Raw genomic sequence first — 22,093 nt, forward strand, 5'->3', positions numbered from 1 at the left:
CCTTGTTTCGCGCACTTGGGCGATCTACATCGAGAAAATGAAAAGATTTATCCCCTTTATTAAGTCCGAGCCGACTGTTGCAGTTGTGCGGCTCTCTGGCGTGATTGGTGGGTCCGGGCGAGGGTCTTTGAACGACCAGTCGCTCGCACCTGTGCTTGAAAAAGCATTCTCGCGGGGCAAGCCGGATGCCGTTGCGCTTGAGATCAATTCGCCCGGTGGTAGCCCTGTGCAAAGCTCTCTGATTGGTGCGCGTATTCGTCGTCTTTCAGAGGAAAAAGAAATTCCGGTCATCGCCTTTGTCGAGGATGTCGCCGCGTCGGGCGGCTATTGGCTCGCAGCAGCAGCGGATGAAATCTTCGTGGACGAAAGCTCTGTTGTGGGGTCAATCGGCGTTATCTCTGCCGGATTTGGCGCGCATGTTTTCCTTGCAAAGCAAGGGATCGAGCGACGCGTCTATACTGCCGGCACATCCAAATCCATGCTTGATCCGTTCAAGCCCGAAGCTGAAGAAGATGTAGAGCGTCTGAAAGTGATGCTTGAGCAAATCCATACGAACTTTATCCGTCACGTTCAAAAGCGCCGTGCAGACAAGCTTGATACGGCGCGCGACTTGTTTACGGGCGACATTTGGGTGGGTGAGGCCGCGAAAGACGTCGGCTTGATCGATGGTGTTGCTCATCTTGTGCCGTCAATGAAGGCGCGTTTTGGCGATAAGGTTTCGTTCAAACGCTACGGGCCAAAACGCAGCTTTATGAGCCGTTTCGGTGCGCAATTTGCAAATGACGCATTGTCAGGCATCGAAGAACGCGCGCAATTCGCACGGTTTGGGCTTTGACGTGATCTTTAAAATTGTCACACTTTTCCTCGTTGGTATGGGCGTGCTTGCCATGTTCGGGAAGCTCACCCTTCCTGGCCAAAAGCAGTTGCGCAACGCTAAGTGTGCTAAGTGCGGTCGTTTTAAGATCGGACGCGGCCCATGCGGCTGCGGAAAGAGAAAAGGGTAGATCATGATGGCATGGCTCCTATGCGCATTGGGCTTGGTGATACTGCTTTTGGCGGGCGACGCGCTTGTAAAAGGGGCCGTGAACCTAAGTCTGCGCGTCGGCATTCCAGCCTTGATTGTGAGCTTGACCATCGTTGCCTTTGGCACCTCGGCACCTGAACTTTTGATCGCGATCAACTCTGTTTTGGAAAACAAGCCTGATATTGCCATGGGCAATGTCGTTGGTTCCAACACAGCCAATATATTGTTGGTTCTTGGCTTCCCTGCTATCCTTGCAACACTTCACACCTCTGAATGCAATACGCGCAAGACCTATGTTTTGATGATGCTTGCAACGGTACTTTTCATTGCGCTTGCGTTCACGGGCAGCTTTGGAACGTGGCAAGCTTTGGTGCTTTTGGCGGCACTCGGCTACGTTTTGTTTGACGCGTTTCGCGACGCGCATCTTCACCGCAAGGATGCGGCGGCTAACGCAGTCGAAGAAGAAGAAGTCGAAGGTGCGGACCCGAATATGCCGTGGTGGCAAATCGTAGTGTTCTTGCTGTTGGGTTTGATTGGTCTTCCACTTGGTGCGGATCTATTGGTCGACAATGCGTCGTTGATTGCACGCGAATACGGTGTGAGCGAGACGGTGATCGGCCTTACGTTGGTGGCGCTGGGCACATCCTTGCCTGAGTTGGCAACAACGACGATGGCGGCGCTACGACGTCAGGCTGATGTGGTTCTTGGAAGTGTGATTGGCTCGAACATGTTCAACTTGTTGGCCATCATTGGTGTTGCAGCTTTGATCGGCCCCATTCCCGTCGCGCCCGAGTTTTTGCGATTTGATTTGTGGGTCATGATAGGGGCATCGGTTTTGCTTACCCCGTTCGTTTTCTGGGGTTGGAACATCACCCGCGCATGGGGCATCGGGTTGAGCGCTGCATATGTCTGCTACATCGCGATTGTGCTGCTTTAAATCCTGAAACGTTGAGGCTGGGGAGCTTCAGCGAGTTGCCCTTTGGTCAAGTTGGACGGAAGTTTTGCACTGTGTACAGCTGTGTGAGATCATCGTTAGTAAAATCTTAATGTTTTCAGATATTTACGATCTAGGGAAAATTTTATTGATTGTTTTCAGTTGCTTGTGTATGTGCCTAAAAAATAGGCACTTCAACGAAGTGAGCCAAATACAAAGGAAAATTCGGGATCAAGGTAATTTATCCGCAGAGTTATCCACAGGAATCGTGGATGTCTTTGCTCTTGATCATGCGCTTGTACCATTGCAGCGCAGTTTGAAGAATCATATCTTCCAACCATGAGCGAAATATCCGAAAAATTGAGCGAAACTCAGCCGCGCGGCACTGAAGTTATTCAGGGTTATCTTAAGACACTTGATAGCTCTCCGGGAGTCTATCGCATGCTCGATGAGCAGAGCCGTGTGCTGTACGTAGGTAAAGCGCGTAATTTGCGCGCACGCGTGTCCAACTATGCGCGCCCAACGGGGCATTCAGGTCGGATCGCTACCATGATCTCGCACACTGCGAGTATGATGTTTCTGACAACAAAGACAGAAACAGAAGCGCTCTTGCTTGAGCAAAACTTGATCAAGCAATTGAAGCCCAAATATAACGTACTGCTGCGAGACGATAAAAGTTTTCCGAACATTTTGGTGAGCAAAGATCATGCCTACCCAATGATTTCCAAGCACCGCGGCGCAAAGAAAGCAAAGGGCGCGTATTATGGGCCGTTTGCATCTGCAGGTGCGGTGAATAGGACGCTGAACCAGTTGCAGCGCGCGTTTCAGCTGAGAGATTGCAGTGATTCCAGCTTCGAGGTGCGGACACGTCCTTGTTTGCAGCATCAGATAAAACGGTGCTCCGCGCCTTGTGTCGGTAAAATAAGCGAAGAAGACTACGCAGAAACGGTACGCGACGCGGAGCGGTTCTTAGCAGGAAAATCAACGGAACTTCAGGAGAAGCTAGCAGGACAGATGGCGCTGGCTTCTGAGGAGATGGAGTTCGAACGTGCCGCTGCTTTGCGCGATAGGATCAAAGCGCTTACGCAGGTTCAGACCGCTCAAGGCATAAATCCGCGCGGTGTCTCTGAGGCCGACGTGATCGCGCTTCACATGGAGGGTGGGCAAGCTTGTGTGCAGGTCTTCTTTATCCGTGCAAACCAGAACTGGGGCAATAAGGATTACTATCCGAGATTGGCGGCAGACGTTGACGAGGCGGAAGTGCTCGAAGCGTTCATGGGGCAGTTTTACGATTCCAAAGATCCGCCACGACAAATTTTGCTGAGCCATGCTTTGGCAAATGAAGACTTGATGATGGATGCTTTGGCGCAAAAGCTCGGGAAAAAAGTTGAATTAATTGTGCCGCAACGTGGCGAAAAGGCCGAAATTATGGACGGTGCTGTGCGCAATGCGCGTGAGAGCCTTGCACGCAAAATGGCAGAAACGCAGGCACAAAGTAAGCTGCTTAAAGGGGTCGCGGACGCCTTCGGGCTAGAGAAAGTGCCACAACGCATCGAAGTCTACGACAACTCGCATATTCAAGGTGCGCATGCAGTGGGGGGCATGATTGTCGCTGGACCCGAGGGTTTTGTGAAAAATGCCTATCGCAAGTTCAATATAAAGGGTGAAGATCTTACGCCCGGTGACGATTTTGGCATGATGAAGGAAGTCATGACGCGTCGTTTCAAGCGTTTGATCAAAGAAGATCCAAACCGTGAGAAAGGCGATTGGCCGGATTTGTTGCTGATCGATGGTGGTGCAGGGCAGGTGAGTGCGGTGCGCGAAATCATGGAGAGCTATGGTGTTGGCGATATTCCAATGGTCGGTGTGGCCAAAGGAGTGGATCGCGATGCGGGCAAGGAAGAGTTTTACCGCACCGGCCAGCGCCCATTTGCGTTACGTCATAACGATCCTGTTTTGTATTTCATTCAGCGCATGCGCGACGAGGTGCACCGGTTCGCCATTGGAACCCACCGTGCGAAGCGTTCCAAGGCGATTGGCGCGACACCGCTTGATGATGTGCCGGGCGTGGGTGCAGGTCGAAAGCGGGCTTTGTTGGCGCATTTTGGATCAGCCAAGGCCGTAGGCCGTGCGAATCTGGTGGACTTGAAAGCGGTAGATGGGATTTCAGCGGCTTTGGCTCAGGTAATCTATGATTATTTCCATGAGCGCGGGTAATCAAATTGCGCGCATACCTGCGCACTTTATGAGCCGCTAAGGCGGCGATATGGGGCTTTGCCCCAAACCCCAGAGTCTAATTGGAAAGATGAAGGTGCTGCGGTGCAGCATTTTTGGTCTAGGGGGTATACATATGACCTTAATAGGCCTATGCGCAAAGCTTGTTCGAACGGCAGGTATGCAATGACTGATTTTGAAAACGTAATCCCTACATTGAATGAGGCTTTGAAGGCCAAAGGCTATGAAACGCTGACGCCGGTTCAGGTGGAGGTGTCCCAGCCGGAGTTTGTGGATCAAGATTTGTTGGTGTCTGCGCAAACGGGCTCAGGTAAAACAGTTGCTTTTGGTTTGGCGATTGCGCCTACGATTTTGGAAGAGAACGGCCGATTTGAGCGTGCAGCGACGCCGCTTGCGCTGGTGATTGCGCCAACCCGTGAATTGGCGTTGCAGGTCAAACGTGAGTTTGACTGGTTGTTTGCGCCCGCGGGCGTTGTTGTTGCCTCTACTGTTGGTGGGATGGATTCACGCACGGAACGCCGCTCCCTTGAGCAGGGCGCACATATTGTTGTCGCGACGCCCGGTCGTTTGCGCGATCACATCATGCGCGGCGCGATAGATTTGTCGGCGTTGCGTGCCGTCGTATTGGATGAGGCTGATGAGATGCTCGATATGGGTTTCTCTGAGGACTTGGAATATATTCTGGATGCGACCCCACAAGACCGCCGCACTTTGATGTTCTCTGCAACCGTGCCGCGCGGCATTGCGAAACTGGCGCAGAAGTATCAGCGCAGTGATACCAAGCGCGTCGAGACGATTGGCGAAGGGCCACAACACGCAGATATTACTTACCGCGCTATGACGGTTGCGCCGTCTGATACGGAAAACGCGATCATCAATACGCTTCGCTATTATGAGGCGCAGAATGCAATTGTGTTTGCCAATACGCGCGCCATGGTTGCGCGTTTGACGGCGCGTTTCTCAAACCGAGGTTTTTCTGTTGTGTCGCTTTCCGGCGAGCTGTCCCAGAATGAGCGTACTCATGCGTTGCAAGCGATGCGCGACGGGCGTGCACGTGTATGTGTTGCGACGGATGTCGCCGCGCGCGGAATTGATTTGCCGAACCTTGAATTGGTGATCCATGCGGACCTTCCGTCAAATGGTGAAACTCTGTTGCACCGTTCTGGCCGTACGGGCCGTGCGGGTCGTAAAGGTATCTCTGCCCTGATCGTACCGGGGCGGCAAAAATCCAAAGCGGAGCGTTTGTTGAAGTTTGCCAAGTTGACGGCTGAATGGAGCAATGCACCCTCTGCGGATGATGTGAATGCGCGCGATGAAGAGCGTATGCTGAATGATCCGTCTTGGTCCGAGGCGATGACTGAGGATGAGACAAGCTTCGCTGGTAAACTGCTTGCTCAGTATAAACCGGAGCAGATCGCAGCTGCGTTTTTAAGGTTGCACCGCTCCAAACACTCTGCGCCGGAGCAGCTGGGCGAAGTAAAAGACAGTGGACCACGCGACAAGCGCGATAAGCGAGAGCCTCGTGCACCGCGTGATTTCGGGCCGAGTTCTTGGTTCTCACTTTCCTTGGGTCGCAAACATAAAGCAGAGCCACGTTGGTTGCTGCCGATGTTGTGTCGCAACGGCAATATCTCCAAGGATGATATTGGTGCCATCCGGGTTCAGTATCAAGAGACATTTGTTGAAGTTCAGACGTCTGCGGTTGAGCGCATGAAGAAAGAGCTTGGCGAAGGGTTGAACCTTGAGCAGGGTGCGAGCTTGACTGAGTTGCCCGGCAAGCCTGACTTTGATGCATCGCCCAATGGTCCGCCAGCGGATGGCGCGTCAAAACCCTACAATAAAGGGCCTCGTGAGGATCGACCGCGCTCAGACAAGCCACGTGGAGACAAGCCGCGCTATGATAAGCCACGCGGCGATAAACCGAAATACGAAAAGTCCCGTGGCGATAAGCCGTCCTATGGCGACAAGCCACGCGGTGAAAAGCCAAGGTACGGGGACAAGCCGAAGTTTGACAAACCTAAGGGCAAGGCCCCTTACAAAGCAGGCAAGCCTGGCAAGAATGATCCGCGTCCACCAAAACATGCGGCGAAGTCCGGGACACCAAATACGTCCAAGCCCGCGCGCGCACCAAACCCCGTGGATACAGGTGCAGTCGCGCACAAAACAAGTGCTGCCCCAAAACCTAAGTCGCGAAAAGGGGCAATGGATCCTTCCAAGCCGATGGGGGATCGCAAGGCACGTGCGAAAGCGGCCGCTGGCAAACCCAAAGGTGGCGAAAGCAAGCCTTACAAGGTGAAAACCCGTGCGGGCAAAGGTCCTGACGCCAAGCCAATGCGCAAAGCGCCGCGTAAACCCTAAGCCAAACCCTAAGGCAGGCTTTAAGCGGGCTTGCGGGTCCGATTCAGGACGCATAGATATTGGGGATGAATATGACGATCCCCAATATGCTCACTGTTCTTAGGTTGCTTGCCGCACCCGGCGTGGCTGTGATGTTCCTTTATTTCACGCGCCCCTATGCTGACTGGTTTGCCCTTTGCCTATTTGTGTTGGCTGCGCTGACGGATTGGGTAGATGGATATCTTGCACGCGCTTGGAAGCAGGAAACCAAACTGGGCGCGATGCTTGACCCAATCGCTGACAAGGCAATGGTTGTGATCGCGCTGATGGTGATTATCGGTTTCTCATCTTGGTCAGCGTGGTTGGTATTGCCTGCGACCATGATCCTGTTTCGAGAAGTTTTTGTGTCTGGTCTGCGGGAGTTTTTGGGTGACACCGCTGGCACGTTGAAAGTGACCAAACTGGCGAAATGGAAAACCACCGCACAAATGGTGGCGATTGCGGTGCTTTTCAGTCAGGGCGTGTTTGAGCATTATCTGGCGATGTCCGCATGGGGCATGGATCAGGAAATGTTTGAAGCCATCTTAAGTGGTGCTGAAGATGACGTGTTGGGCCTTGGGTGGAAGTACCAAGGTATGATCTGGTCAGGTCGTGTTGGCTTGTGGTTGTTGTGGCTTGCCGCAGCTTTGACGTTGATCACCGGTTGGGATTATTTCCGCAAAGCTTTGCCGCACTTGAAGGATGATGCATAATGGACGTGTTATATTTCGCATGGGTTCGTGAACGCATTGGCCTGCCGAAAGAAACGCTAGAAACCAATGCCGCAACTGTTTTGGATTTGATCGAGGAACTACGCTTGCGCGAAGAACGGTACGCGGTTGCGTTCTCAGACTTGAGCGCCTTGCGCGTTGCCGTGGATCAAGAGCTGACTGATTTTGATGCATCCATCACAGGTGCAGGGGAAGTGGCGTTTTTTCCACCTATGACAGGGGGTTAAACCTTGCGCATCATCGTTCAAAAAGACCCTTTTGATGGTGGCAGTGAGCTGAATTCCTTTACTGCTGCGCAATCCAATATGGGTGCCATCGTTAGCTTTACCGGCATCGTGCGTGATGTGAGTGCTGGTTTGAAGCATATGGACATCGAGCACTATCCAGGCATGACAGAACGCGCGTTGGAACAGATCGCTTCGGATGCAATGGCGCGCTGGGATCTGGGGGATGTATTGGTCATTCATCGTTACGGAAGAATGCAGCCAGAAGACCCCATTATGATGGTTGCAACAGCGTCTAAACATCGCAAAGACGCGTTTGAGGCAGCAGATTTCCTGATGGATTTCCTGAAGTCCCGTGCGCCGTTTTGGAAGAAAGAACAAACGCTCACTTCTGACGATTGGGTCGCATCCAAACAGGATGATGAAGACGCTTTGAAGCGCTGGTCGCGCTCCTAGTTTAGCTGCATTTTCCCTATCAATACCGCCTATAGTTGATAATCTACCTCTATTTAAAGCAGTTTATAGAGGTGATTTTGATGAAAAAGCATGTCGTTTTTCTATGCCATGGCTTGGGTGAGCAAGTTCCCGGTGAAACCGTTGATGAGGTCGTGGGCGCGGCCTGTGAGCAACTTGATCTCGATGGACCTGTCGTGAACAACACGCTCCACCTTGCCAAAAAATCCGATCAGAAAGAGGATATATTGAACCTCTTTCCGAGCCATCAAAGACGCATGAACGGTCCCAATGAGGACGAAGAATTGGTCTTCGCCGAAGTGCATTGGGCAGATATCTCGCCTGCGCCCTCAGGTTTCGCCGCGACCGCGCTTGATCTTTTGCGCCTTGTTTTGGGGATGGGCTACATTGCTTTAGACAATGTGCAGAACAATGGCACAAACGCCAGCCCGTTTGTGAGATATGCGCTGCCGTGGTTCGTTTGGCTGTTCTATGCGGTGATCGCGCCGCTGAATTTGTTTCTGTTGGTCGGTGCCAGCGCGCTGCTGATTGATCCATTTGTGTTTGAGTTTAGTGAGAATGCAGTTGGCACCTACGTTGTTTTCGCAGCCATCGGCATTTTCTTTGCCTACTTTGGCCATAGGCAGGCCGGTTCAGCCAAGACGTATCTGGATCGTATGATCATGCGCGGGCTTGCGGTGTGCGGCGCGATCATGATGGCTTTTGCGGTCCTGTTTCTGGCGAATGTGCCTTTGGGCTTTTTGAATTTTGCGTCGGAATTGTGCCAAAACCAGTCAGCATCTGAAAGCAAACTCGAGGCTGTCAACAATCTTAAATGTTTCACCGGCCTTGGGGTTTTCGCGCTTCAAGGGTCTTGGCTCATTGCTATTTTCGTTTTGAATGTGATGGCGCTCGCATCCTTGGGTGGTTTTAACAAGGACCTGTGGGACAAGCGCTCGATCTATTTGGCGGTTTGCTCAGGGATGCTCATCCTGTGGATGACGTTCACGGTGGCGATTTGGGCTTTGCTTGTGCAAGCGGTTGAAAGCCTTCCGTTGGGTGATACTGCACCTGCTAAAGAAATCATCAGCATGAGTTTCAAAGAAGCGACACAAACACTTGTTTATGGGGTGTTCTGCTTGGTCATGTTGGTGGGGGTCGGGATGTTTGTCGCGTGGCGGCGCGGTAAATTACGTGACCAACTGAGCGCAACTGGCTCTGAACATTCCGACATTGATAAGAAATATGGGCGGGTTATCCTGAACCCTTTGCTTAATATTGCATTGATCATTGGCATCGCAGCACTGTCGTTTTCAGCCTATGTCGCCTTCGCGGAGTTTGTCTTCGATGATCCGAAAGATTGGATACCAACGAATACGCTGCAAACAATCTATCAAACTGCGCATGCCTTCGATGCGAGGGTGAAGCAATGGCAAACCGTTGCCTTCTTTGTGATAACGGCCATCGGGTTCATCATGTTCAACTTCTCGAGCATTATCGCCAGCGGCGTAGGCATTGCACGGGATGTGACAACCTCTTTGACTCGTTCCGAGCGCGATAATCCGATGCTGGACGATGAAAAACATGTCTATGTTTTTGCCGATGAAATCCAAGCGCGGTTTCACGCGGTTGTGTCACATATGATTGCGCAGGAACGGGACGCAGATATTTCGCGCATAACCTTTTTAACCCATTCACAAGGGACCGTGATCGCAGCCAAGGGGCTGGCCGAAATTGCCGAAGATATGCCTGTGGAGCCGACCCTCATCACGATGGGCTCGCCTTTGACACGTATCTACGGGCATTATTTCAAAGATAACTATCAATTCACGCTTGAAACAAACGGTGCGCTCAAGGCGTGGCACAACATTTATCGCGGTGATGATTTTGTCGGCACCCATGTGACTGGTCATGGAACAGAGGCGCAAAACCACAAGATCCGCGCCAAAGGACATAGCCACTATTGGAGCGATCCTGTCGTATGGGAGCACTTCAAAAAGATGGGGGTCTTTTAGATCTAGCCTTGCTGCGCGCGCTCGATGTAGGCGCGCAGCTCTTCCGCCTCGTGGCGTGCGTCGCGTAAGCCTTCCATGGCAGCGTTAAGCTCTGCCTCGGTCTGAGCCATTTGATTTGTCAGCTCTGCCTCGCGCTGCTGCAAGTATGTGATCGCTTGATCGCGGGTCTCTTCGGCTTCATGCAGCTCTTGCGCCATGCGCTCTAGCTCACCTACGTCGGAGCGAGACACGCGCGTAAAACGGTGGATCAGCCAGTTTGCAAACCAGCCCATACAGAAGGCTACGAATAGAATGATCGCCGTTGCGATGATGAACTCAGTTCTGCTCATCGGTTGTTCCTTCAGTGCCTGTTTGCTCGCTTGTGTCTTGCGCGCTTTCTGCGGCAGCTTCAAGCGTTGTTGTAGTCTCTACCGTTGGCTTGGGCAAAATCACTTTAAATTCGATGCGGCGATTGGCTTCACGCCCCGCTTCCGTGCCGTTGTCTCCAATCGGGTTCTCTTCGCCATAGCCTTTGGCCGTGTAGCGCGATGTGAGCACGCGACGTTCTCGCAGCGCATTTAGAACCGAATTAGCACGCGCTTGGCTCAATTCCTGGTTCATTGTTTCGCGACCTTGGCTATCTGTATAACCACTGATTTCCATACGCATGTCTTCAGGGCATTTTACTAATATTTCCGCAATATCATCGAGGATCTTTTCAGCAGAGGCATCAAGATTGCCGGACCCCGGTTCAAACGCAATTTTACGCGTTGTTTGAATTTCAGTAATTTGTTCTTCACATTCCGCTGCGGTGGGTAGTCCTAGCACCGGATCAAGCTTCTTTTGATATGTAACATCAATCGCGAGATCCGCTGAATCGCCAAGCTTATCAACCAAAAGGCGAGTGATTTGTGATTTCGCTGCTGGAATGCCTGTGTCACCAAAGACGCGCACGCGTTCGGGGGTCACCGTGACGGCTCCATTTTCCAGTTGCGAAAGAGCCTCGATCGCGGCAAGCGTGCGCACAGACCAATCGCGTGGTAGGTTTTCATCAAGCCGCGCTGCAGTATAAACATTGGCCGAACCGAAACGAGCTTTGGCGTAGCTATCGGCGGTTTCGCGGGCCAATTCTGTTAGCACACGTCCACGCATCTGTACTTGCCCTTCAGGGCTGAGGGTCACGGTGAATTCGGGTGGGCCTTGGCTTGCGTCTTGTGGAACTGGCAAAACAGAGTTCAAGGCAAACACTTCAGGCAGTCCTGTTTCCAACTCACCAACCACACGATCAAACAAGGCTTGATCCGTGCCCTCTAACGCGATGAGCGAAATGTCAGCATCTGCGAAGGTAATGGATCCACCGCCCAATTCTGCAAGCTTATCAATTGAGAGTGCCACCGCAGGTGACCATTGGCGAGAGGGAACGCCAAGCCCGATCCGGCACGCGTGTTCTGTCGTCATACCAGCGCGGCGCGCAGCTGCGTCAATTCGGGCGCGCGCCTCTTCCGTATCGGCACTACAGGCATCAAATCGCGCACCATTTTCGTCAATCAGGAAACGTAGGGTGAAGGGGCTAATCACAGGGCGCGGTGCCGAAATGTTCATCGCAAGCTCGACGCCGGACGGTTTCGCACGGCGCAAAGTTTGCTCAAAGCGGCGTTTTTCTTCTTCACTGTCAGACATCGCCGTGACGGAGACGTTGCCTGCATCAATAGATATTTTGGATCGCGGTAAAAGACGCAAAGCATCCATCCCAAGTTCCATTGCGGCGGCCCAGCCTTGTGGGGCAGGGTATGCAGCACTTTCGAGCAGATCACTGACTTTCCCGTCGCGGGCCAAGCGGTTCACGTCTTCGCGCATATCCACGCTAGCGCCGGTTTCTGGAACAAGTCCGATTAATGAAATCCCACTATCGTTTCTTAGGATTTCAACGGAAAAGCGGGGGGGCGCGAAAGCTTTACGATCAGCGACCTCTGTCTGATCAATCACTCTTGCCGCATCGACGATGCTTCCCGCAGTACTCACGGCCTTGAAACGCTCTGCCTCATTAGGAGCGGTGCCGATCAAGAACACTTGCAGACCATCGGTATCTGCATCGGCCCAGGTCAGGCTTTCTTTATCAAGGGCGCGGCGTACCGCAGTTTTCGAGTTATCCTCGATCAATGTCACAGCAAAACCCGCAGCAACGATGCAAATTGCAGCGGCGGCAATAAATGTTGCGATCATAGTGATGTAAGAAGACAAGCGCATTGGCATCCAGACTATTCGACCTTATTGGCGTGATACGCCCAGTCGGCACAGGTTTCAATCACAGCAATAATGCTATGGCGAAAAACAGCACAGGCAAAAGACCCGCATCGCGATTAGAGCGGAAAAGCGTAATCAATCCCGCTTGATCCTCTGGATTGTACTTGCGCAGTTGCCAATTCAGGTGCCAGCCAAATGCCCAAGGGGCACAAAGAGCCACAATGAGCGACCAGACCGAACGTTCGCTCGCGCTTTGAACAACAGCAAAGCAAAAGAGTGTGACGCTTGCGACAAGGAAATACAGCAGCCAACGCGGGGTGCTATCTCCGAACAAGCGCGCTGTGCTTTTGATCCCGATCAGCGCGTCATCTTCGGTGTCCTGATGGGCATAGATCGTGTCATAAAACAGCGTCCAAGCGATACCCGTTGCATAAAGCGTAACGGCGGGCCATCCAAGCGAGCCACTGTGTGCAGTCCACGTCAACAGGGCACCCCAGTTAAAGGCCAGGCCAAGAAACACTTGCGGCCACCACGTAAAGCGCTTTGCAAAAGGGTAGATCACAACGGGCAGAAGCGAGAGCACGCCAAGCGCAATTGCGGCCCAGTTAAACGTCAAAAGTATCCCAAGCGAAACACCTGTTTGGATCACCATCCAAATGACGGCCTGCTTTACGCTAACTTGACCAGATGGGATCGGACGATTGCGCGTACGCTCAACAGCACCGTCGAAATCGCGGTCCGTAATATCATTCCATGTACAACCAGCTCCGCGCATGAGCGTGGCACCAATCGCGCATCCGGCGAAAATCCAAGCATCAAACCAGCTGGCCTCATCGCTCCACAGCATTGCGAGGGCAAGCGCCCACCAGCATGGTAGTAACAAGAGCCACGTCCCAATCGGGCGATCTAGCCGAGACAGGCGCAAATATGGCTTCATCCAATTGGGCGCAGCTGTGTCCACCCAATTTCCAGTGACTGCGTCAGCAATTGTGAAACTGCCCTCTGGTTCTTGCGATGCGCCTTGCATATGTAGGGTCCATGACTGCTAAAACTCGCCTTTTTGTAGACCACCCGCTCGGCCTTGGGAACCGCGTTTCCCTGTCCCAGCCGCAAGCGCATTATCTTTTTGGTGTGATGCGCTTGGCGGTTGGCGATGCTGTGTCACTGTTCAACGGAATTGAGGGTGAATGGCGCGGCGAGATTGTAGCTGCAGGCAAGCGCAAAGGTAAGTTGGAGTGCACAGAGCAAACCAAACCGTTGCAAATGCCGCCGGATCTATGGCTTTGTTTTGCGCCGATCAAAAAGACCCGCACAGATTTCATCGTTGAAAAGGCGGCTGAAATGGGTGCTGCAAAGATTTGTCCTATCCAGACGGAGTTCACTAATTCCGAACGTATCAAGCAGGAGCGCTTGCAAGCGCACGCGGTTGAAGCGGCAGAGCAATGCGGTGGCACGTATGTCCCCGAAGTGCAGCAGCTTAAAAAGTTAAGTGCGATGCTTGATCATTGGCCGCAAGACCGTCAGCTGATGTTTTGCGATGAGACCGAGCTGGGGGCCGCGACTTCGCTCGCGTCTGCGTCACGCGGACCTTGGGCGATTTTGATTGGACCTGAGGGCGGATTCTCTCCGAAAGAGCGCACCCGTTTGCACGCGATGTCTCAGGCACATGTGGTCAGCCTAGGCCCGCGTATTTTACGCGCAGACACAGCTGCGGTCGCCGCAATGACAATCTGGCAAGCAGCTTTGGGGGATTGGGCGTGAGTTTCGTGCGGCCAGAAGCGCAAGCGGCTCTTTGGCATTGGCGTGAAGTGTTGCTTGGCGTTGCCCTAGCGGCGCTCGCGGGGCTTTGGGCCTTTAATGCTTTTGGTATTCTGCGCATTCTTGCGCTGGTTTTACTCGCATTTGCGGTGCTTTTGATCTTAACAGGCATCCAGCGCGGGCGATTTCGCGGGCGTGGTGGTGGCCAAGGCGTTGTGCAGGTGATCGAAGGGCAAGTGAGCTACTATGGTCCTTTGACTGGCGGTGCTGTGGCGATATCGGAACTTGCAGCGCTAAGTCTTGATGGACGCTCCAAACCTGCCCACTGGCTTTTGGTGCCCGACCAAGGCGCGACTTTACAAATTCCCGTAAGTGCAGAAGGCGCGGATGCGCTTTTTGATGCGTTCACAGGGCTTTCTGGCCTTAAGACGGAGCATTTGCTGCGGCTCAAGCAATCAGGTGCGCCGCGCCTCCAAGTGGTGTGGCGTCGCAAAGACGTGCAGGCCATGATCAATTCGCTGAACTAGGCTATTCGCCAAAGTCGTCACGTTTGAGCGGCGTTATAAGGCCGGCGTTTCGGAGTGTCAGGACCGGATAATCAAAGTCGTTCAAGTAGCGATCTAGCGAAAAATCGTGTTCTAAGGATCGCATAACGTTAAGGTGCGTACGCGCTCCTTCAAGGTCACCTGCATTTGCGCATAGGGCAATGAGTTGACGTCGTGGCGCGATGAAATTTGGCGCGGCATTTGTGGCGCGTGTTGCCGCGATGCGCGCTTCGTCAAATCGGCCAGAGCTAATGCAAACCAACGCGTGATACAGATCCCAAAGATGAGCGAAGTCATCTTGAATATTGGATTGCTGGCATGCTTTGGACAGTAGATATGCCTTTTCGGTATCCCCAACGGCACTATGCGCAACGGCGAGCGTTTGACGCGCGAAAATGTTGTCTTCATTAGATTTGATCGCGCGTTCAGCTAATTCCGCGGGTGCGTTCAAATCATCATCCAGCATGATCCGCGTGAGCGACACTAAGGCAAGCGCAAAAGCATTGTCCCCGGATTTTTGTAACGTGTTTGCAGTAAGTTGTTGAACTTCTTCTAGCTGCGCTTCACGGTCGCTGTCAGCACCCTCGATGAGTTCAGCCATCAAAGCGAAAGCTCGCCATGCCAAATAAATGCCGTTTGAATCAGCATTATGCGCTTGCTCGAAATAGGATTTAGCGTCGGCCAAACCCTCGGTATCAAATCTAGCGAGCTTTTTAAGACCGAGACTGTTGAAGCCAGCCGCAGCAATTTCTGGTCTTTTCAAGTCAAAAACAAACGGCAGCCGATGGTTAAGTTTAGATACCGCTGAATGTATCAAGCCTTGCACTACGTTTTCTGAAAACGCGCTTGAAATTCCGTCGCTTAGGCTTCGGTGGCCTGAGAACAAAATGCGCCCATCAAGCCCGTGGTGAATCTGCAAAAATACAATCCCTTGGCCACCATCTTTTGCTACATTACATCGAATTTCCAGATCAGCCGGTGCCAACGATCGCGCACTTGAATTGGAAAGGGCAAAGCGGTCTGTGCTCAGCCGTTCTTCTAAGCTTTTGGCAACTTGGTCGGCAATAATGTTGCCGGCGATACGCTCAATTGCCGACCCTTGCTCGGTCACAATTGCATTTATTCTAATCCGACCCGTATCACCAAGTGAGGGCGCTTCAAGCTCACCATCAGGTGCGGGGTTAAAGCCATTGTGACGCGCCCGAAACGCATTTAGCCATTGTTTAAACGCAGGATCACGAATTTCTAGGCCTTCAAGGAGCTCGCGATCTTTAGGCAAATCTTGGGTGGTCGCGTCTAAATCGGTCTCAATCCGCTCTGGGTCTATCCAAACGTCAAGCCGATTGGCGTCGAAAACCCCCTCGTGTGAAGAGAACGCACCTCTTATTTCGCTTAGCGTTTGCCGCATACTTCCGCTTGCTTGTCCCGCGGATCGGTTGGACCAAAGTTTTGCCTCAAGCCAACGACGCCCACGGCGCATTTCTGTCGTTGCGCAAATCATCGCCAGCGCGCCTTTGGCCTTGCTACCTTTGGGCGTAACATCTCTGCCTTCAGGGTCATGCACCGCAAATGTGCCATAAAAAGTCACGCTATATTTGTTTGTCATGAACGTAGCTTTCTTAATATGTCAATATGATACGCAAATTGTACGCGTACGCAAAGCCTGCGTTAAAAGTTGTATAAAAATATAAAAAATAACTCAGATTAGTTGACAGCGATAGCAGCGATCCAACCAATAACTTTCAGTTCATTTAGATAGGGGAGATTTCTATGGCTCATTTAGCAGGTCGTGCCGGCAGAGCAGGGCGCGCGGGTCGAGCAGGGCGGGCTGGACGCGCAGGAAGAGCAGGTCGCGCCGGACGTGCGGGTCGCGGTGATTTCGTCGTTGACGATATAGGTTTGGCGGACGCCCTTTTAACGACGCGCGAAGGTGTTTTGCCATTTTGGGATGGCTCGGCAGATCTTTCGTTAAACACTACCACTGCGCCGAGCGAATTTAAAAAATTGAAATCGCTCTCGCCAACGCCAAGAGAGTTTGTTCTGGATGAGCGCTTGTTTTCGCGCTTTCAACCCGCCGGTGCGCAAGTATTTTTGACTGAACTCACCCAGACAGCGGGAGCCGCGACGCCGCTTATGTCGATGACTTCACCTGACGGGGCCTTTTTTGAACGTCAGTTGATGCATATGCGCTCGTATGCAGATTTGCGAAGCGACCGCATGGGCGAAATCGATATTCAGCTTGATGATATTATTTCATTTTTCACCTCCGCTTTGCAGCTGGATGAGACACGGTCTGATTGGATCTTCGAAACGCTGAGTGCCGTTCTGCGCTTATGCGGCTACATTGAATTTCCGTTGAAATTCCATTTTAATGTCGCACGTCCATCACAGTTGTCTACGCGGGTGATGCCGATAATTGAAACACCTACACACGGTAGCTGGCCCTCTGGCCACGCTACGGAAGCCTTCGCAATTGCGACAGTTTTGACAGGCTTGCTGTATCGCCAAACGGATGACGCTGCTTTGTTTTCTATGCATGCGGTGAGCAATAGCGATGAAAAGCTTGGCAATCTTTTGTTGCGCATCGCCATGCGGATTGCAGACAATCGCGTTGTGGCAGGTGTGCACTATCCCCATGATGGCATGGCAGGATCGCTGCTCGGCATTTCGCTGGGTGAGGCTTTGGTGAATTACTTGAGCGGTGCGAGCGGAACGTACAGTTATCAAATGGCTGCGCCAGCCACGAGTGAAAATCCCGAGCTGACGCAAGGGTCCCTCGCTGCATTGCTAACATCAGGCACGCGAACAGAGGTCGATTTTGTTCAAGCGCCTGCTGCGCGGGATGAGTTGCTCAAAGCGGTCTGGGGTGCCGCCGTTGGCGAAATGACAACGAAAGCCTAAGCTTCACACGGTCAAAGGCGGGGAGCCTCGTCTTTGATCTTTGATGGATGGGTTTTCCAACACGCATATTGTCCCTAAACGATCAAAGTTTTCGGAGATTTGCGTCGTGTCGACAGGTTGGACCAGATGGCGCGTGTAGGTTGCCGCAGCAGCGCTGGTCCCGCTTAATCGCGCGGTTCCGTTGGCAAACGTTCCAGCGGCCAAAACGCCCGCTGTTGTGCGCCCCGTTTCTGCGATGGCGCTTGCGTCTGGGGCACCGCCTGACCAGTTTGCCCCTTGCGCAGTGTAATTGGCGGGGGCGACCTCATGGTGGCGGACAATAGCAGCGCCGACGGTATGTACGTTGTCATGTGAGACCGTTGAAAACGCGGAATTGCTGCCCTCATTCGTAAGCGCGCTGGTCGGCGCAATCCCTGAATAGTCACGTAAATTTTCATTCCACGCACGCGCATCAGCATCATCGAAATATGCTTGGCGCGCACCTGTGTTTCGCCCAAAGGGACTATCGTCGCGCTGCACCTGCATGCTGAGATCCATCGCTGTGCTCGAGGTGTTACGAATAGAAATCGTCCACAGTCCGCTTTGCGCAAGCGTTTCGTCCGGTTTTTCCGATGTTGTTGGTGCAAACGCGAGGGTAAGAAAGGCGGGGTCTTTCTCGCCATTCAAAATCTCACACGCGGGTGTGTGATATAGGCGTGCGACCGGGTTTTCTTTTGTTCCAAAGAACGTGGCATGGCGTCCCTTGCGCAATGTACGCGTCTTTGACGTTCCGTCTGGTGAGGTGAGCGTGACCTCAATCCGCTTGGGTTTCGTTTCTGCGCTTTGATCTGTCAGGCGCAGTTCAACAAAGCTAGCTGTGTGATCATCGGGTTGCAGCGCAAGCGAAACGGACCTCGTTGCCGCGGGAGCCAAGGGTGCACGTGCGATAAGGCCTTCGTCATAAGCATTGCCGTAGGCAAACACGATTTCCAACGTTTTGCGACCACCATAATGTTGCGCCACGCGTTCGATTTCACGTTTGATCAGTTGTGACAGGAACGATTTTCCATTCTTAGCGCCAGCCGTAATTCCGAGACTGATGTTTAGCACCAATTCATCTGATAGATTGGTCGCAAACGTGCGGTGGATCATCCAGCGCAGGCCTTGAAGAATGTGGGTTTGCATGCGTACGCCAGAAGTATCGTCAAATGCTTCTGGTGGCAGTTGCACCATCAACAAAGGCACGGCGCGCATTGCCGCGTCGTCGCTGGCGAGGGGGTCTGCACCAGCTGCAAGGTCCAGCATGAACGTGCCATGCGTTGCGGATTGGCGCATACTGTGACGGGTTAGTGGATCATACAGATCAGTGCATCTTGCATTGTAAATTTCTTCTTCGCTCGCATTGTTGAGTTGTGCGAGATCGGCATTGATGTCCGCCTCGTTTAACTCAAGCCCGCCGTTTGTGAGTGCGGGCAAGGTTTGTAACATCGCAGCGGCAAAGCGCGTCTGGCCAAGACCATTTTGGAAACGTGGGTGCAAGTAAGCGATGCCGTCATCTATGATCCCAATTGCGGTCGCAGCTGGGATGCTTTGCGTTGGCGGATTTATCGCCGGTCGCACGATGTCGCTGCGTGGGCTGAGGGCTCCAACGTGAAGGACTGTCATGCTCGCTTCGAATGCGTTGTTCGATCTGGTCTTCTTGTGCCTACGCAACAAAAAGGCTTCGATCGGGGTTCCCGCAACGCGGTATTCATCGTTGTAGGTTTGCTCGAATGGATCATAGGAATAATCGGCTTCAGTATCCACCGTTGCAAAGAAGTCGGCGGTGCTGATCTGCGCATCTTTGCTGCGTACAAAGACAGGCTCCCAAAGTTCAGGCGGCGTTGCACCATATGCGCCAGCGCGCAACGCAGCCCAGTCGAGGTAGCTGTTCCAGCCGCGTGTTTTCTTCGAATTCATCTTGCCGCCCTCGCTTTTGCTTGCGTCTAAGCTCGCACTGCAAACTATTGGGGGTCAACAAAACACGTCAGTACACACAAGAAATTCACGCAAAACTAATAGGCTGGTTTAGCCGCGTAGCCCGCCGATTTTCTCGTTAGAGATGCGAATGGTGAGCCAGAGCGCAATCGCCCATCCAGTGCTGACAGACGCGCCAATGGCAAGCCAAACGCCCCAAACCTCCATTCCGAAAACGCCGATCAAAAGCCAAACAAAGAACGCTATGCCAAACCCTTGGCGATAGAGGCTAATCCAAAGGGTGTAGACGGGTTTTTTCAGCGCTTGCAAAAGCGAATTAATCGCAAAGAGCATCATGTAGAGCGGAAACAAAAACCCATCGACGCGCAAATAGCTTTGTCCGATTGGAATAACTTCTGTGTCATCGGTAAAGATCCGCATGGCCAAACCACCGCCGAACCAAAGGATCGGGGCGGCAAGCGCTGTCATCAAAAAACCAAGCTTCCAACAAAACCAGAGCGCTTCGCGCACGCGTGCATGATCGTTCGCGCCGTAGTTTTGCGCAGCGATAGGCAGTAATGCGCCCGTCATGCCAAGGATAGGTAACAGCAAGATTTGCTCAATGCGCAGTGCAATCCCGTAGGCCGCGATTGCCTCTTCTCCGAACCCTTTGAGCGCGTATTGCACAACAAAACCTGAGACAAACATCACCAACATTGCGGTCGTTGTAGGCAACATTTGGGCAAGGATTTCTTTTACTGTTGCGCTTTCCAAACGCACGTGACGTGGCTCTACGCCTTTCATGATTTCTAGGCGGGAGACGGTCCATAGGATCCAGATCATCACACCGGTTTGGCTTAAAATGGTAGCGAGCGCGATGCCATTGAACCCCATTCCGCCAATGACGCCTGGAATGCCATAAATAAACAGGGGGTTGAGCACGATATTAGCGAAGAATGCCACCATCTGACCGCGTTGCAACGTCACGCTATCGCCATGAGCTTGCAAAATACCATTGGCTGAGAAAGCGAGGATGAACCCAGGCAGCGCTGCGACCAGCCAGTAGAAATAACCCGTTGCAGCATCGCGATATGCGCCGGGCTCAGAAATCAAGATGATAGCGCGCGGTCCAAACCAGATCGCAAAAATCATTAGAACGATTGTGGCCAAGGTCGCAAAAGCCAGACCTTGCACAGCCAAGCGCCGCGCTGCGCGATTGTCTTTTGCGCCACGCGCATTGCCAACAAGGGCAGACATCGCAGAGGAAAGACCAAAAGCGACAGCAACCAGAACAAAAAACGCTTGAAAGCCTATGGCAAGACCCGCTTGCTCTTGGGTGCCAAGTTGTCCTGCAAAATAGACATCAACAACGTTATAAAGCGTTGTGAATAGCATCCCCAGCGCCGCCGGGATTGCAAGCTTGCGAAAATGGCTCCCGATGGAGCCGGTCGTTAGGTCGTAATCGCGCGCGCCAGCCATCAGCTCAACTTTCTATAGCAAGGTGGGTAGTCTATCCCTCGCACTAACAGCAATGCCGCGCGAAATACATTGCTTAAACAATCTGCGGCAATCTATTTGCAGGTGGCGTATTGCGGCTGCGCTCTGATCTTACAACGCCGTCAATCACTGTCATGCCAACGCCCGGAAGATTGCCCAGTTGCACGCTTTCCAAGATATTTTTACCAGGTGCATGCTGTGCTTGATCCATCAAAACAAAGTCAGCGCATTTGCCTTTTTCGATCAGGCCAGTATCGAGTTTGCGTTGACGCGATGTATTGCCGTTCCCAAAGCAGAACGCAATCTCTGCAGGGACATTTCCAAAGGCGGAGAGCATTGAAATCATGCGCAAAATTCCAAGTGGTTGGACGCCAGAACCCGCAGGCCCATCGGTGCCAAGGATCACTTGATCAAGTTTGCCAAGTTCGCGTGCGGTGTTAACGGTCAACACCGCCGCGCGTTCATTTCCATTGTGCACAATCTCGAACGCGGCCTTGCAGCTTTCGCATAGGCAGATAATCTGATCATCAGGCAGTGCAGAGTGTCCGCCGTTGATGTGCCCGATGACATCTGTACCCGTTTCCATTACCATATCCGCATCGATCAAACCTGATCCTGGAATTGACGGGCCGCCTGTGTGGATCGTGCTTTGGATACCGTATTTACGCGCCCAGCCGACCATTTGCTGAGCTGTTTTACCATCTTTAACCGTCCCAAGGCCGACTTCACCCAGCAAAGTCACACCAGCTGCGGCGAGGTCTTTGAAGTCTTCTTCGACCATCCCATGCTCGATCACAGGTGCGCCAGCGTGGACCTTCATTCCTGAGGGACGGAAATTTTCGTACCAACGCTGTGCTGCGATCGCCATTGCTTTCAGACCGACAACGTCTTTTGGACGGCCGGGCATGTGAACTTCTCCCGCAGATATGAGCGTTGTGACGCCTCCATGTAGCGTGCTGTCGATCCAATGAAGCTGCTGTTGGCGCGGCGTATAATCCCCAACGACGGGGTGGATGTGACTGTCGATCAATCCCGGGGCAAGGGTAACGCCCATCGCATCAATCTCAGTATCAGCGCCGCTGATATCCATGTCCTTCTCGCGACCCCATTCGGCGATTTTGCCGTCCAGCGCGATGATGCAATCGGCCTCAAAGATCGGGTTTTCCATCTTGCCTGACAGCATCAGGCCAATGTTGCGAATGACGAGTTTTTGTGGCGCTTCAGACATCAGGCGTTCCTTTC

18 protein-coding genes are annotated in these 22,093 nt (G+C 52.7%); 11 read left to right on the plus strand and 7 right to left on the minus strand.

Annotation, left to right across the window (positions count from 1 at the left end; translation table 11 throughout):
- Nucleotides 1–37 precede the first annotated feature (37 nt).
- The 8 genes from ACTG3Z_RS02050 to ACTG3Z_RS02085 all read left to right on the plus strand — a co-directional run bounded on the left by ACTG3Z_RS02050 (nt 38) and on the right by ACTG3Z_RS02085 (nt 9,992).
- Entirely contained in the window at nt 38–835 is a 798-nt protein-coding gene (locus ACTG3Z_RS02050) for a S49 family peptidase (protein WP_439140980.1), read from the plus strand.
- Between the two features lie 172 nt (nt 836–1,007).
- The gene (locus ACTG3Z_RS02055) at nt 1,008–1,961 is read left to right on the plus strand and encodes a calcium/sodium antiporter (RefSeq protein WP_439140981.1); all 954 of its coding nucleotides are present in this window, start codon (nt 1,008–1,010) and stop codon (nt 1,959–1,961) included.
- 336 nt (nt 1,962–2,297) lie between these two features.
- On the plus strand, nt 2,298–4,175 hold the full coding sequence (uvrC, locus tag ACTG3Z_RS02060) for an excinuclease ABC subunit UvrC (protein WP_439140982.1): 1,878 nt from the start codon (nt 2,298–2,300) through the stop codon (nt 4,173–4,175).
- A gap of 183 nt (nt 4,176–4,358) precedes the next feature.
- The gene (locus ACTG3Z_RS02065; protein WP_439140983.1) at nt 4,359–6,551 is read left to right on the plus strand and encodes a DEAD/DEAH box helicase; all 2,193 of its coding nucleotides are present in this window, start codon (nt 4,359–4,361) and stop codon (nt 6,549–6,551) included.
- 65 nt (nt 6,552–6,616) lie between these two features.
- Entirely contained in the window at nt 6,617–7,282 is a 666-nt protein-coding gene (pgsA, locus tag ACTG3Z_RS02070) for a CDP-diacylglycerol--glycerol-3-phosphate 3-phosphatidyltransferase (protein ID WP_439140984.1), read from the plus strand.
- Nucleotides 7,282–7,527 carry a molybdopterin converting factor subunit 1 gene (moaD, locus tag ACTG3Z_RS02075; protein WP_439140985.1) on the plus strand — a complete coding sequence of 82 codons (246 nt, stop codon included), beginning with the start codon at nt 7,282–7,284 and terminating at the stop codon, nt 7,525–7,527. Before pgsA ends, moaD begins: the two co-directional genes overlap by 1 nt.
- 3 nt (nt 7,528–7,530) lie before the next feature.
- A complete protein-coding gene (locus ACTG3Z_RS02080; RefSeq protein WP_439140986.1) occupies nt 7,531–7,980 on the plus strand; it encodes a molybdenum cofactor biosynthesis protein MoaE in 450 nt (149 codons plus the stop codon).
- A gap of 80 nt (nt 7,981–8,060) precedes the next feature.
- Nucleotides 8,061–9,992 (plus strand): hypothetical protein, encoded by a 1,932-nt coding sequence (locus tag ACTG3Z_RS02085; protein ID WP_439140987.1) that lies wholly within the window; start codon nt 8,061–8,063, stop codon nt 9,990–9,992.
- Between the two features lie 2 nt (nt 9,993–9,994).
- On the opposite strand, the gene ACTG3Z_RS02090 is transcribed toward ACTG3Z_RS02085, so the two are convergent.
- From ACTG3Z_RS02090 to ubiA, 3 genes are read right to left on the minus strand one after another with little or no spacing between them, the layout of a single operon-like run.
- A complete protein-coding gene (locus ACTG3Z_RS02090) occupies nt 9,995–10,321 on the minus strand; it encodes a hypothetical protein (RefSeq protein WP_375265559.1) in 327 nt (108 codons plus the stop codon).
- The gene (locus ACTG3Z_RS02095; protein ID WP_439140988.1) at nt 10,308–12,218 is read right to left on the minus strand and encodes an OmpA family protein; all 1,911 of its coding nucleotides are present in this window, start codon (nt 12,216–12,218) and stop codon (nt 10,308–10,310) included. The genes ACTG3Z_RS02090 and ACTG3Z_RS02095 overlap by 14 nt, the downstream gene beginning before the upstream one ends.
- 58 nt (nt 12,219–12,276) lie before the next feature.
- A complete protein-coding gene (gene ubiA, locus ACTG3Z_RS02100) occupies nt 12,277–13,242 on the minus strand; it encodes a 4-hydroxybenzoate octaprenyltransferase (RefSeq protein WP_439140989.1) in 966 nt (321 codons plus the stop codon).
- A gap of 11 nt (nt 13,243–13,253) precedes the next feature.
- Between ubiA and ACTG3Z_RS02105 the strand changes: the two genes are divergently transcribed.
- Nucleotides 13,254–13,976, plus strand: a complete 723-nt coding sequence (locus ACTG3Z_RS02105) for a 16S rRNA (uracil(1498)-N(3))-methyltransferase (RefSeq protein WP_439140990.1) — start codon at nt 13,254–13,256, stop codon at nt 13,974–13,976.
- The gene (locus tag ACTG3Z_RS02110) at nt 13,973–14,500 is read left to right on the plus strand and encodes a hypothetical protein (protein WP_439140991.1); all 528 of its coding nucleotides are present in this window, start codon (nt 13,973–13,975) and stop codon (nt 14,498–14,500) included. Before ACTG3Z_RS02105 ends, ACTG3Z_RS02110 begins: the two co-directional genes overlap by 4 nt.
- A 1-nt stretch (nt 14,501) precedes the next feature.
- Here the strand turns inward: ACTG3Z_RS02110 and ACTG3Z_RS02115 are convergent, their stop codons facing one another.
- Nucleotides 14,502–16,124: a hypothetical protein gene (locus tag ACTG3Z_RS02115; RefSeq protein ID WP_439140992.1), complete on the minus strand. Its 1,623-nt coding sequence runs from the start codon at nt 16,122–16,124 to the stop codon at nt 14,502–14,504.
- A 164-nt stretch (nt 16,125–16,288) separates the two neighbouring features.
- On the opposite strand from ACTG3Z_RS02115, the gene ACTG3Z_RS02120 reads away from it, so the two are divergent.
- On the plus strand, nt 16,289–17,419 hold the full coding sequence (locus tag ACTG3Z_RS02120) for a phosphatase PAP2 family protein (RefSeq protein WP_439140993.1): 1,131 nt from the start codon (nt 16,289–16,291) through the stop codon (nt 17,417–17,419).
- A 3-nt stretch (nt 17,420–17,422) separates the two neighbouring features.
- On the opposite strand, the gene ACTG3Z_RS02125 is transcribed toward ACTG3Z_RS02120, so the two are convergent.
- From ACTG3Z_RS02125 to ACTG3Z_RS02135, 3 genes are all read right to left on the minus strand, one after another.
- Nucleotides 17,423–19,357 carry a S8 family serine peptidase gene (locus tag ACTG3Z_RS02125; protein ID WP_439140994.1) on the minus strand — a complete coding sequence of 645 codons (1,935 nt, stop codon included), beginning with the start codon at nt 19,355–19,357 and terminating at the stop codon, nt 17,423–17,425.
- 108 nt (nt 19,358–19,465) lie between these two features.
- Nucleotides 19,466–20,833 carry an MATE family efflux transporter gene (locus tag ACTG3Z_RS02130; protein WP_439140995.1) on the minus strand — a complete coding sequence of 456 codons (1,368 nt, stop codon included), beginning with the start codon at nt 20,831–20,833 and terminating at the stop codon, nt 19,466–19,468.
- A gap of 73 nt (nt 20,834–20,906) precedes the next feature.
- Nucleotides 20,907–22,079 (minus strand): amidohydrolase family protein, encoded by a 1,173-nt coding sequence (locus ACTG3Z_RS02135; protein ID WP_439140996.1) that lies wholly within the window; start codon nt 22,077–22,079, stop codon nt 20,907–20,909.
- Nucleotides 22,080–22,093 lie beyond the last annotated feature (14 nt).

The sequence above is a fragment of the Planktotalea sp. genome, assembly GCF_965659345.1.
In the GTDB taxonomy this organism is placed as follows: domain Bacteria; phylum Pseudomonadota; class Alphaproteobacteria; order Rhodobacterales; family Rhodobacteraceae; genus Planktotalea.